The sequence below is a fragment of the Methanofollis fontis genome (assembly GCF_004297185.1).
Lineage (GTDB): Archaea > Halobacteriota > Methanomicrobia > Methanomicrobiales > Methanofollaceae > Methanofollis > Methanofollis fontis.
In genome coordinates, this window is sequence record NZ_PGCL01000001.1 from 373,964 (window position 1) to 386,978 (window position 13,015).

The 13,015-nt window shown below is 61.5% G+C and carries 9 protein-coding genes; 4 read left to right on the forward strand and 5 right to left on the reverse strand.

What is annotated here, in order from left to right; translation table 11 throughout:
* Positions 1–13: 13 nt before the first annotated feature.
* The 4 genes from CUJ86_RS01820 to CUJ86_RS01835 form a co-directional block, all read right to left on the reverse strand.
* Positions 14–1,645: a PAS domain S-box protein gene (locus CUJ86_RS01820; RefSeq protein WP_130645850.1), complete on the reverse strand. Its 1,632-nt coding sequence runs from the start codon at positions 1,643–1,645 to the stop codon at positions 14–16.
* 119 nt (positions 1,646–1,764) lie between these two features.
* A complete protein-coding gene (gene larC / locus CUJ86_RS01825; RefSeq protein ID WP_130645851.1) occupies positions 1,765–2,970 on the reverse strand; it encodes a nickel pincer cofactor biosynthesis protein LarC in 1,206 nt (401 codons plus the stop codon).
* On the reverse strand, positions 2,967–4,820 hold the full coding sequence (locus CUJ86_RS01830; RefSeq protein ID WP_130645852.1) for a hypothetical protein: 1,854 nt from the start codon (positions 4,818–4,820) through the stop codon (positions 2,967–2,969). Before CUJ86_RS01830 ends, larC begins: the two co-directional genes overlap by 4 nt.
* Positions 4,821–5,170: 350 nt before the next feature.
* Entirely contained in the window at positions 5,171–5,383 is a 213-nt protein-coding gene (locus tag CUJ86_RS01835) for a DUF5683 domain-containing protein (protein ID WP_130645853.1), read from the reverse strand.
* A 98-nt stretch (positions 5,384–5,481) separates the two neighbouring features.
* On the opposite strand from CUJ86_RS01835, the gene CUJ86_RS01840 reads away from it, so the two are divergent.
* The 3 genes from CUJ86_RS01840 to CUJ86_RS01850 all read left to right on the forward strand — a co-directional run bounded on the left by CUJ86_RS01840 (position 5,482) and on the right by CUJ86_RS01850 (position 7,881).
* Positions 5,482–6,396, forward strand: a complete 915-nt coding sequence (locus tag CUJ86_RS01840; protein WP_130645854.1) for an ABC transporter ATP-binding protein — start codon at positions 5,482–5,484, stop codon at positions 6,394–6,396.
* Positions 6,393–7,166, forward strand: coding sequence for an ABC transporter permease (locus CUJ86_RS01845; RefSeq protein WP_130645855.1), 774 nt, complete (start codon positions 6,393–6,395; stop codon positions 7,164–7,166). The genes CUJ86_RS01840 and CUJ86_RS01845 overlap by 4 nt, the downstream gene beginning before the upstream one ends.
* A gap of 67 nt (positions 7,167–7,233) precedes the next feature.
* On the forward strand, positions 7,234–7,881 hold the full coding sequence (locus CUJ86_RS01850) for a TMEM175 family protein (protein WP_130645856.1): 648 nt from the start codon (positions 7,234–7,236) through the stop codon (positions 7,879–7,881).
* Positions 7,882–7,912: 31 nt separating this feature from the next.
* On the opposite strand, the gene CUJ86_RS01855 is transcribed toward CUJ86_RS01850, so the two are convergent.
* Entirely contained in the window at positions 7,913–8,278 is a 366-nt protein-coding gene (locus CUJ86_RS01855) for a cupin domain-containing protein (protein WP_130645857.1), read from the reverse strand.
* A gap of 427 nt (positions 8,279–8,705) precedes the next feature.
* Between CUJ86_RS01855 and CUJ86_RS01860 the strand changes: the two genes are divergently transcribed.
* Entirely contained in the window at positions 8,706–12,884 is a 4,179-nt protein-coding gene (locus CUJ86_RS01860) for a PAS domain S-box protein (protein ID WP_130645858.1), read from the forward strand.
* Positions 12,885–13,015: the final 131 nt, after the last annotated feature.

Sequence of the window (13,015 nt, forward strand, 5' to 3'; positions counted from 1 at the left end):
AACGAAACCTTCGTTATCTACGAGAGGGGGAAACGACAGGCGCCCCGACCTCACTGTGCCGTTCCACCCCCCGCTCCGGGATCGGGGAGAGCTGCTCGACGACCAGAGAAACCTCACCGTCTGGAGCGAAGATGGGGACACTCGTGCACCTCAGGTGCATATCCAGTTCAGGCACATACTTCTCGATCGTCTCGGGTTTCCCGCTTTTCAGGGCCATCTCTGTGGCGCAGATCTCACACGGTCGGGACCTGCCGATGAGGGAGTAGCAGGGATTTCCGGACGCTTCTTCGTGCGTCACCCCGAGGGCCTCATAGCCCGCTCGGTTGTAGCGGATGATCCGCCGGTCCGGGCGCATGATCCCGATGATATCGGGCAGGGCATCGAACATCCATTCCAGGAGACCGTTTGCCTCGTGCAGGGTGCGTTCGCTGGCGCGGAGATCGGTGACGTCGTGGAGTGATTCGATGGCACCAACGATCGTGCCGTCATGACCCCAGAGGGGGGTCGCCAGTCCCCATAACACGCGTTCGCTCCCGTCACTGGCGGTGACCTCGATCTCCCCCAGGAGACTGTCCCCCTTCCACCGTGTGAAGGTGAAGCGGCCCGTTGCATCCTTCGGCGCCAGACCGATAACGATCTCTGCCAGCACCGGGCGGACCGGACCATGCGGATGGATGAAGGCGTCGCATTCGGACTGCCCGATCACCGCTTCGGCCGGAACGCCGGTCAGTCTCTCCATCTCCCCGTTCCAGAGCGTCGCCTTTCCTTCGGCATCGATGGCGAACGTGGGATCCGGGAGGAAATCGAGCACGTCCTTCAGGCGCTGCCTGGATGCGACAGCCTCAATCTCGGCACGCTTGTGATCGGAGATGTCCCTGCCCACCGACTGGATCCGGACCAGGTTGCCCGCAGCGTCAAAGGAGGCGCGATCGGTCCAGCCATGCCAGCGCACCTCGCCTGAGGGCATGATCACCCGGTGATCGATATGGGCGACCGGATGATCCGGGGTGAGGGACTCAAAATGGGCATGGAGACGCTCCCGTTCATTGAGGGGGATCTCCGGGGCGAACCGGCGCCCCACCATCTCCTCCCCCGGCACCCCGAAATGTCTGCAGAAGGCCTCGTTGGCAAACAGGATCACCCCATCGGGATCGAACCAGCAGATCATCTCGCTCTGGTCCTCGACGACGGTCCGGTAGCGCTCCTCGCTCTCCTCAAGAGCACGCGCCATCTGGCTTTTTTCAACGGCGTGCCTGATGATATTCTCCAGTTCGGCAAACTGCGGTTTCGGCGCCCCGCCCTTCTGGAGATAGTAGTCCGCCCCGGAGTTCAGCGCCTCGATCACCACCTCCTCCCGCCCTTTTCCGGTGAAGATGATGAAGGGAAGGGGCCCATAGAGTTTCCTCACCTCCCTGAGCAGGTCGATGCCGTCCATGCCCGGCATCTGGTAGTCGGAGACCACACCGTCGAAGGTGCCGGTGTCCAGGATAGAGAGCGCATCCTCCGCGGAGGGGGCAGGGGTAACGGCGATATTTCCTTTCCGTTCAAGGAATAATTTCCCTATTTCAAGGAGTGATGGCTCATCATCTACATATAAAACAGAAATTTGAGGTTTAATGGGATTAAGAAGCCTTCCCGAATCCATCAGGAGTCAACAGGTCAGCAAAACATATAAAGATTTTGATATATTCAGATGGAAATATTGATTGCTCTGTATTAATTTTTGGGCCTTCCGCACCCGGGAGGTGCCGGATCGAGCGCCTGTCAGGCGCCCGGTCCCGGGAGGTGCCGTTCCACCTCCCAAGCTACTTCACGGAGGCTGATCCCGAGTTCTCGGGCAATCTGACGCATATCCTCGTACTCGGGCTTGACGGCGATCACCCGTCCGCAGGCCCGAGAGGTCTTCACCCGCACCAGAAAGGTCCGCCCGCCGATGGGGATTTCCAGCGCCTCACGCCGTCGGTCGGCGACCAGGCGGGGCTCCTCACGGACCCGCACACCCAGAGTGCCGGTCTCCTCCATCAGCACACCGAGGAGGCGGGAAAAGTGTTCGCGGTCGGTGTTCACTGTGAGCACCTGCACAGGGCGGTTCTTCTTCCCGATGGCCGGCGTGATGAAGGCGTCGGTCGCCCCCTCCTCGAGGAGACGCCCGAGGGCGTGGGCGACCACCTCGCCGCTGATGTCGTCCAGGTTCGTCTCCAGCATGACGATCCGCTCCTCCACGAGGTCGCTCACCTCCCCCTCCACTACCCGCAGGATGCTGACGCCATTGCCGTTCGGGCGCGTCCCGGCCCCGTAGCCGGTGCGGACCGGGGTCATCGCCGGGAACCGGTCGGCAACAACGGCTAGATTGGCGAGGAGGGCGGCGCCGGTCGGGGTGGTCAACTCCATGGTGAGCGGACTTTCGGCCACCGGGATGTGGTGGGCCGCACAGATCTCGAGGGCGGCAGGCGCCGGTCCGCCGACGGTGCCGCCGCCGGTCCGGATCTCCCCTCCCCCGAGTGCCGGGGGGGTGGCGAGCACCGGGCACCGAGAGAGCCCGGACTCCTCCATCAGCAGGAGAGGGGCGAGGATATCGAAGATCGTATCGGCCGAGGCCACCGCATGCCGTGAAAACCCCGAGGGGTGGAGGCGCCGTTCGGCGGCGAGCAGGTCGGCGAGCACCCGCCCCGCCCGTTCCCGCCCCCAGGTGGACAGCCCGACCGAAGCGGCCACATCAGCCAGGGCGGCGGCAAGGTCACCATCCGATCCGGCGGGCTTTTCCCGCAGTCGGATCGCCAGGCGCCTGGCCCTGACCCCGCCGTCAACCTCCTCGAGCCCGACGGAAAACTCCTCACACCCGGGCAGGGCGGCGATCGCCGCACCCAGGTGTTCGAGGGGCGCTGCCGATCCTGTCAGGTCGGCAAGGGCGGCGGCGAGCATGTCGCCCGAAATCCCGCCGCCCCTCGGATCGATGAGCAGTGCCCTCATTCTGCAGGCGGGAAGGGTTCGTTGATCTTCGCATACACCCGCTGCGACAGTTTTGCCACCTCAAGGGCCTTGTCGCCGGCGCCCGGGATCGCCCGCGTCAGGTAGGCACCGTCCTCGGCACCATATGCGGCGTCCTTCGCCTCGTCACCGATGAGGGCCGCCACCGCCGCCGGAACGGTGATGTTGATGATGGTGTGTCCGATGTACTGGAGCTCCTGTGTCAGCACCGCCCCGCAGAAGAGGGCGATCGGCCAGTCCGGGTTGTCCCGGTTCTTGCCCTCCAGGACAAAGGCCGGCACCTCCTTCCCGCTCAGGTTGTCCACATGGTAGGTCTTGCCGTCGATGGTGACGTCGTAGGCGACATTGGAGTCAAAGCCCCAGTAGCGTGCAGTGAATTTGTCGGTCCGGCGACCGTGGGGCTTGATGGAGGTGTATTTGAACTCGATTTTCTTGCCGGTGAACCCCGAGAGGATCGCCGACCCCCGGCGCTCGACATAGGCCTGCCGCTCCTCGTCGAGGGTGTGCGTCGCCTCGGCCACCGTCCGTCCGGCCTTCATCAGGTCGTAGGTGTGGGCGGCCCGCCGGTAGATCGCCCGGTCCCGCACCCCTTCGGACGCCAGGATGCAGGCCTTTGTGATGCGGCCGCGGGTCACCTGCTCGGCCTTGCGCGCAATCGTGTTCAGCCCGCAGAGCGCCATCTCGGGGTCGATGAAGGAGTTCATCTTGTAGTCCCGGATCGCCTCCGCAACGGCGAAGACGTCGCCGCCGTATTTCACGAGCAGACGCATCGCCGGGACGCAGTCGCCCTCCAGGTGGCCGAGGGGCGGGTTCACCGGCCCACCGGAGAAGCCCGCACCGATCATCGCCGCCTCCTCGAATCCGGCCATGATCTCGGAGAGCGCCATCGAGCCGATGACCGACGGTCCGCCGATGTCCTTGAGGATCAGCCCGAAGTCGCCGAGCACCTTGGCGGTGTCGTACTCCTCGTGCGTGCCGCGGATATGGAGTTTTTCCGGCAGACCGGCGGCGTCACGGGCGCCCTTCCCGGCGAGATAGGCCGAGTCCACCCGACCGAACTTGCCGAACTCCTCCCCGAGCAGGGCGTCGGGGTGGACGAGCTCCATCGTCACCGCCGCACCGATCATGGCCGGCCATAGGGCGTAGGGGGTGATCCCCGCACCCTCCATGCTCCGCATCATCGCCTCGGTCCCGGCTTTGGCGGCGTTGTAGGCGAGTTCTGGGATGTTGTAGTCCTCGCCGAGGGCCGAATGACCGTAGATCGCCCCGCCGGCAATGAAGGGCGGGAGGACGGCGCCGTCCACCTGTGTCAGTTTCTTCCCCAGCAGCCCCTCGTAGATCGCCATATAGGCCGGGAAGGCCTGGATGCGGTGGGTGAACTTGCCGGTGACGAGAGCAATGGCGCTTGTCCGGGCAGCGCCGGCATGGATCCGGGCGATCGCACCGAGTTTGCGGTTGCCGAGCGGCACACCGGAACGGGCGCAGGAGCCCGAGAAATAGGCGAGCGATGCCACGATCAGGGCGGCATTCGCCGGTTCGGCCCCGGCGTTCATCGCCGCCCGCACGGCCTTCTCGATCACCATGTCAAGCGGGAGTTCGGGGGCGGCGGCGTCCACCACGGTCATCCGCCCCATCAGGCTCATCTCCTCCCCCCCGATGGGACAGAAGATGTCCTCGGCAAGGGAGTTTGCCGCAGCAAACACCGGGATTACCAGAGACCCGTGCCCCTTTGTCGCCGCCTCGAGTTTGTCATTCGTCATCGAGTCCGGTTCAAACGTCGACGCCATCGTAGCGGCGAAGATGACCTTGTCTTTCTCATGCCCATCAGACATTTCTTATCCCTCCTTTCCGATGATCCTGACTGAAGACTTCCCGGTACATATAGGTTGGGATCGGGGAGGGGATTGAGGACACCATCAAGGCGGAGAGAACGCCACCGAAATTTTGCTGAATATTCTCTTTTTCACGCCGGAGATTGGTATCAGGGACGTGCCTCCATCTCAGGACTCCCCCGAAGACCCCACAGGCCCCTATCCTATCGACCGGGGGGTGCGGGGGGTGGAACCCCCCGTCCCGTGCTGTTCGAGAAGAATCATCTCTTGACCGGGATGGGCGAATCCATCCCGACCCATACGATCCGGTATTGAGCACTCCTCAACCCGACCAAAAAAAGAGAAAAAACCTACACACTCTCCTTCGCCGCCGTATAGGCGTCGTACATCGAATAGACCCAGACGAGCAGATAGAACGGGATGCCGATCAGGATCGTCGAGAACCATCCGAAGATCACCGCCAGCACGAAGAGCACGACGGCCTTGAGGAGCTGCCCGGTATAGAACTGCCCGAGACCGGGGATGAAGAACGAGAGAATAACGGCGATAAGTGGGGATGCCATATTCGTCTATCCGCCGGTGTGCGCAAAAAAGATTCTCTTCCGCACCCGCTCCCTTTCGGATCGCAAACCTGTTCTCCTTGGCCGTGAATCTTCACCCGATGCAGGAGCGCACCGCCATCTGTGCACGGGGGCTGACAAAGCGGTTCGGGACGTTCGAGGCGGTCAGGGCGATCGATTTCACCGTCCATGAGGGGGAGGCCTTCGGGTTTCTCGGCCCGAACGGCGCCGGAAAGACCACGACGATGCGGATGATCCAGTGCGCCTCGCCCCGCAGCGGCGGCGACCTCCGGATCTTCGGGATGGACCCGGAGACAGAGCCGCGGGAGATCAAGGCCATCCTCGGGATCGTACCGCAGGAGAACAACCTGGACCCCGACCTCACCGGCCGCGAAAATCTCCTCTCCTACGCCCGCTACTTCGGGGTCCCGCCTGCGGAAGCAGAAGAACGGGTGGAGGACCTCCTGGACTTCGTGGAGGTGCGCCAGAAGGCCGACGTGATCATCGAAAGCCTCTCCGGCGGTATGCGGCGGCGGCTGATCCTGGCCCGCGCCCTTATCAACGATCCCAGGGTACTGATCCTGGACGAACCCACCACCGGCCTCGACCCGCAGGCCCGCCACCAGATCTGGGAACGATTACGGGCCCTCCAGCGCGAGGGGCGGACGATCGTGCTCACCACCCACTACATGGAGGAGGCCGAGCGCCTCTGCGACCGGCTGGTGATCATGGACGGTGGCGAGGTCCTGGCCCGCGGTGCACCGCCCGACCTGATCCGGTCCGGGATCGGGCGGCACGTCATCGAGGCCGAACCCACAGACGCCGTCCGCACCTGCCTGGAGCGGCACGGCATCGAGTATGAGGAGGGGGGCGAGAGCATCCAGGTGCCGGCCGACGATCCGGCGCCGATCTCGCGGACCCTGCTCGACGAGTGCGGCGCCATCCGCCTCTCGACCCGTCCCGCCACCCTGGAGGACGTCTTTCTCCGCCTCACCGGCAGGAGGCTGCGGGAATGATCGGCCGGAACCTGAGCCGACGGGCCTGGACCGTCTGGCGCCGCAACCTCGACGTCTTCCTCAAGACCTGGCGGGTGAACCTGATCCCCCCGGCCTTCGAGCCCGTGCTCTATCTCCTCGCCCTCGGCTTCGGGGTCGGGTCGTATATCACCGATATCGACGGCGTCCCCTACGTCCGCTTTATCGCCCCGGCGCTCGTGGCGATCTCGGTGATGAACGCCTCCTTCTTCGAGTGCACCTACGGCAGTTATGTGCGGATGTACTACCAGAAGACCTTCGACGCCATCATCGCAACGCCCGTCTCGATCGAGGAGGTGATCGCCGGCGAGATCCTCTGGGGGGCGACCCGGAGCCTCATCTCCGCATCGCTGATGCTCCCGGTCCTCGTCCTCTTCGGCGTCGTCGCCCTCCCCTCCTCACTCCTCCTCATCCCCTTCGCCTTTGCAGCAGGCCTGCTCTTCGCCTCCATCGGGATGTGCTTCACCTCAATCATCCCGAACATCGAGTCGATCAACTATCCTGCCTTCCTCTTCGTCACCCCGATGTTCCTCTTCTCCGGCACCTTCTTCCCCCTCGACCTCCTGCCCGGTCCCCTGCAGGCCCTCGCCTTGGCGGCGTTGCCCCTGGCACATGTGGTCAACGTCTGCCGCGCCCTCACCCTCATGAGCGGGTGGGGCCTCTTCGCCCTCGGTCTGGCCTGGATCGCCGTCGTCACCCCGCCGCTCTTCTTGATTGCCCTGCGGATGATGCGCCGGCGACTGGTGGTCTGAGGGGGAGGCGGTACCAGAACAATTCAGAGCCATTATAAACGACTCCGAAAAAAATTGATGGAGAACGATGGACGGAAATCTTCACCCGGACAGCATCGGGTTTTCAAAATCACGGTTTGAAGCACTGACAGACGGTATATTCGCCATTGCCATGACCCTTCTTGTTCTGGGGATCGCCGTTCCTGCCCATGAGACGATCCGTTCATCCACGGCCCTCGTCGATGTCCTCACCGGACTCCTCCCCGACCTGATCCACTACGTGATCGCATTCTTCATCCTTCACGGCATGTGGATCTCCCACCATCTCCTCTCCCGCCGGATGACCTATATCAACCGCCCCTTCCTGAACATGAACCTCTTTCTGCTGATGGCCATCTGCGTGATCCCCTTCACCACATCGTTCTCCGGAGATTTCACCGATATCCCGCTCGCCGCCATCGTGCTGGAGGCGAACCTCCTGGTCGTCGGTTTGCTCCTCCTCCTCCAGTGGTGGTATGTCGCCCGCACCCCGCACCTCCTCGCCCCGGAGTTCACCCCTGCCGACCTTCATAAGGGGGCTGTCAGGGCCCGCGTCATACCCGCCATCTCGGCACTCGGCATCATGCTGGCGCTGCTGGGGATCACCTGGAGCACAGGCGTCTACCTCCTCCTTCCGGTGATCTTCTGGGGCATGTCGATCGCCGGACGGCGGGAAAAGCCGGAACACCAGGGTTGAGTTCTGTTTTCCGGGAGAGAGAGGAGATCCCTCAGCAGATCTCCTCGTCTGACTCGCTCCACATCGGGTCCACAATGGCCAGGAAGAGGAGGTCGCCCTCCCCGGTGTTCTCGATCCACTGCACCGCCCCGGGCGGGATATATACCGCCTGCCCCTCCCGGAGGGGGGCGTTCTCCTCCCCGATATGCATCCGCCCCTCGCCCGCGAGGACATAATAGGTTTCTGACGCCGTCTTCAGCAGATGCGGCAGGGTCTTCTCCCCCGCCGGGACAACGGCATGGGAGAGGCTGTAGCGGTTGGCACATCCCTCTTCGTGCGCCGGGTGTAGGAGTTCGCAGAGGACCGAGCGGTCCCCGACGCGGGCATGGGGCCCGTCCCTGATGTCCCGGATCAGCATCGCCCCACCTCGCCTCCCTCTGGCACCGGTTGACTCAACATACTGGTGTGTTCCCGAATCATGGATGGATCGCTTGACCCGCCGGATACATAATCTTCCCGCTGCCGTGCCGATAGCCGGCCGGATCCGGTGGCATCAGGGAATGATCACCAGAAAAATGCAACGACAGGCACCTATCCAGAATAGAATTTATCAGAGGCAATTTTTTTAAAATACTATTGATATTTTCAAATGATATATGAATATATTTAATTATTATGAGTTGTATGTTTCTGTGTGACTGCAGGTGCTGATTCCGCCGTCGGCCGGTTATCCATAATCCAGCACGGCGAGATCTCACACGCATCCCAGGAAACCGGCAGGACACCATATCCGTAACAGCTGCGGGAATCACCCTCCACCAACAAGCTCCAGGGGTTGAACCGGTATGACACACGTGCTCTACGTCGATGACGAACCCTACCTGCTCGAGATATTCAGAGAATTCCTTGAGATGAAGGGGGACATGGACGTCGAAGTAGCCGGGAGCGTTCCCGAAGCACTCGACCTCCTGAAAGACCACCACGTCGATGTGATCGTTTCCGATTATCAGATGCCGGGGATCGACGGCATCGAATTTCTCCGGATGATCCGTGAGCGCGATGCCTCCCTCCCATTTATCCTGTTCACCGGAAAGAGCAGAGAGGACGTCGTGATCAGGGCCCTGAACTCAGGGGCAGACTACTATCTCCAGAAGGGAGGAGATGCCTCTGCCCAGTTTGCCGAGATGCGAAACCTGATCCTTCATGCGGTGGGGCGGCGCCTCGCTGAGGCGGCACAACGTGAGAGCGAACTGCGCTACCGGCACGTCGTCGAAGACCAGACCGAACTGATCCGCCGGTTCCTCCCGGACGGGACGACGGTCTTTGCCAACGGTGCGTTCTGCAGGTATTACGGGGTTGACGAGCAGGAGGTCATCGGCAGCACCGCCCCGCCGTTCCTGTTGCGGGGGGAGGAAGAGCGGATCGCCCGGCACCTGGCATCTCTCTCCCCCGAAGAACCGGTGAAACCAATAACCACGCGCCTCATTCTATCCGACGGAAGGATCCGCTGGCACCACCAATATGACCGCGCACTCTTCGACCAGAACGGGGCGGTCACCGAGTACCAGTCCGTCGGCAGGGACGTCACCGACATGACAATCTCCGAGGCGAACCTTGCACTGAAAAACAATGTGTTCGGGATTCTGGCATCAGGGGAAGATATTTTATCGGACGGGCCGGCAAAATGGGCACTTTCAGAGGCACTTTCAGGGATTGCCTGGGCATTGCACCTGGACCAGGTCACCATCCAGACCGTCGGCCCCGGACCTGAGGGCGGACCGTCCATAGCCGCCCCCCTGATCGCATGGAGACGCGATGCGGCGCTCTCCGGGGTGGAGGTCACCCCGATCCCCGACCTCAGATACCGCCCCTGCCCCAGGAGGTGGCTCGAGATACTGGAACGCGGGGATCCAGTCGAGGGCGATCTCCAGGATTTTTCCGAAGAAGAGCGGGCATGGGCTGCATCACCGGAGATGGAGACATTCGTTGCCTTCCCGGTCTTTTTCCGCGGCACATTCTGGGGGTTTATCGCTGCCTTCGGAAAGGACGGCGGACGTTCCTGGGCGGAAGAGGAGCGCCTGGCCTTCGGGAACGCCTCGGACCTGATCAGATATGCGATTGAGTGGTACAGGAAGGGATGGGACCTCGCAGAGAGCGAAGCGAAGTTCAAGGCCATCGCAGATCTGGCACAGGACGCCATCGTGCTCATCGATTCTGATGATCGTGTTGCCTACTGGAACAATGCCGCCAGGCAGATGTTCGGCTATAGCAACGAGGATTTTGCCAGCAGAACACTCCACGAATGCATTACCGGCAAGAGTTTCGACCACACCTATTACAGGGAACAGTTTGCCGAACTGAAGAGAACCGGCAGGACATTTCTGTCAGGCAAAGTCCTGGAGCTCACGGCACGGCGGAAGGACGGAACCCGGTTTGCGATGGAGCTCTCATCGTCATCCATAAACCTGAAAGGCGAGTGGCACCTGCTTGCGATCTGCCGCGACATCTCAGAGCGGAAACTGATGGAGGACAGACTCAGGGAAAACGAGGAAAAGTTCAGGACGATTGCCGAACTGGCACAGGACGCCATCGTGCTGGTTGACGGTCACGACCGGGTGCGCTTCTGGAACCGGGCGGCAGAGGAGATGTTCGGCTATCCTGCCGATGAAATCCTGGACCGGTCGATCTATCAGTGTCTGAAGAGGGAGGGCACACCGCCCCACTATACGGCGGCACTGGAAGAGTTCAGGGAAACAGGAGATGGTTTCCTTGACCAGAAGATCTTCGAAATCACCCTGAAGTGCAGGGACGGGCGTTCCCTGCCGGTGGAGGTGTCGGTCTCGCCGGTCAGGATCGACGGCGAATGGCTGGGTGTCGGGATCATCAGGGACCTCTCCGGGCGCAGGGCGGCAGAAGCTGCGCTGCGGGAGAGCGAGGAGAGCTACCGGACGATATTCGAGACGACCCTCGACGGCATGGCGGTGATCGACGCCGAAACACTGGAGGTCCTGATGGCAAACCGGGCCTTCCTCAATATTCTTGGATACGGGTCCAGTGATCCCGACGCGGCCCCGGTGCGGATCTTCGACCTGATTCATCCTGCCTGGAAGGACTGGGTAACCTCCCTTATCAATGGCGATCTCCTCGGGGGTGAACAGATCGATGAACTCCCCCTCGTCCTCCAGGACGGCAGTCAGAGGTGGATTCGGGTTCTGGGCAGGATGACGCTGTTTGGCGGAAGGCCCGCCGGCCTCATCTCATGCATCGACATCACCGAGAAGAGGAGGGTGGAGGTGATGCTGAGGCGCCGCAACGAACTGGAGGCGCTGATCCGCGCCATCTCCACCCGCTTCCTCACCCTGGAACGGGCAGACCTGGACAGGGAGTTCAGGGCGGTGCTCGGCGAGGTGGGCGGCGCTCTCGAGGCCGACAGCGCGACGATCTTACTCTTCAATGATGAACATGCCCGGGTAGATTCATGCTACTGGTGGAGTGCCAACGGTCTCGATTCAAGGCCGCAGGAACTCGAAAACAGTACGACACACAGATTTTCGTGGTGGATGGACCGTCTGCGAGACCTCAAGCCCATCCATATCCCCTCTGTCGATGCCATGCCCGAAGAGTCAGCAACGGAGAAAGAGTTTTTCCAGATGTTTGGTGTCGGATCAATCCTCGCCTTTCCGATCGCCTCAAAAGCAGGTCTTTTCGGCCATATCAGTTTTCAGACAGTGGGGCGTGAGTGCTCATGGTCAGAAGAGGATATCGCCATTCTCAGCATGCTCGGCGACATCGTTGCTGATGTGCATGCCAGAACGCGGGCAGAACAGCGTCTCCGGGAGAGCGAGAAAAAATTCAGGTCATTCGTGGAGGGTTCAAACGACGTCTTCATGAGGATGACCATCGGGCCCTCGGGGCCCGTGCTGGAATACATCAGCCCGTCATTTGAACAGATGTCCGGGTATAGCCGCGAGTGTATGTTCACGCATCGCGATATGGGATTCCGCTTCCTCCACCCGGACGACCGGGCGCGATTCCTGCAATGGCAGCGCAGTTCCTATAAGTCGTTCTACAGACCGGAGACGTTCAGGTGGATGAACAGGGATGGCCGATACATCTGGACGGAGAACTGCATGATCCCGGTCTTTGACGAAGAAGGGGCGGTGGTCGCCATCGAGATCGTCATCCATGACATCGACCATATCAAACGGACCGAAGAGGCGTTCAAACAGACAAACAAAAAGCTGGCGCTTCTGGGCAGCATCACCCGGCATGACATCCTCAACCAGCTGACGGCGGCATTCGGCTACCTGGACCTCATCAGGGACCGGATCGACGACCCCCTGGTCACGAAGTTTTTTGAACGGCAGGAAGGGGCACTCAGGCAGATCCAGTCCCAGATCGAGTTCACGAAGAGTTATCAGGAACTCGGGGTGCGCATGCCGGAATGGCAGAAGGTCACCGAAGTGATCGCCCGGGTCTCCAGACCCTTCATTGAGGAGGGGATCAGGGTCATGGCAGATATCGACGGGCTGGAGGTGTATGCCGATCCCATGCTGGAGAAGGTCTTCTACAACCTCCTGGACAACTCGTTGAGGCATGGGGGCGCGGTCTCCAGGGTAACGGTCTCCTCGATGCGGGTTGAGAATGTCACCCAGATCATCTGGCAGGACGACGGTGTCGGCGTGCCGGAGGAGGAGAAGGAACGGATATTTGATCGGGGGGTCGGAAAAAATACCGGGTTCGGGTTGTTCCTTGTCAGGGAGGTGCTCTCCATCACGGATATGAGCATCAACGAGTGCGGCATTCCGGGCAAAGGAGCGAAATTTGTGATTACCGTGCCGCCAGGGATGTTCCGTGTCCGGGGGGAGGCATGGATCGCCCCCGACCCGATCAATATCAGGATCACCGCACCTGGTGAGGGGGATACCCCGAAAAACCAGCCATACGACACCATTCCTGACGGACACACCGACAGAGGGGCATGCAGTCCGACGAGTATAGACCAGCGCCGGCGATCACAATAACCCCTCCATTTCCACTGGAGCCGATCGGACCGATGTTCTGCGGGTGATCCCGGGTTATACCCTGATATTTTTGCCGCGATCCGGGAGGGAGGGGAGGGATCATGACCCGATAGATCTATTGAACACTATGG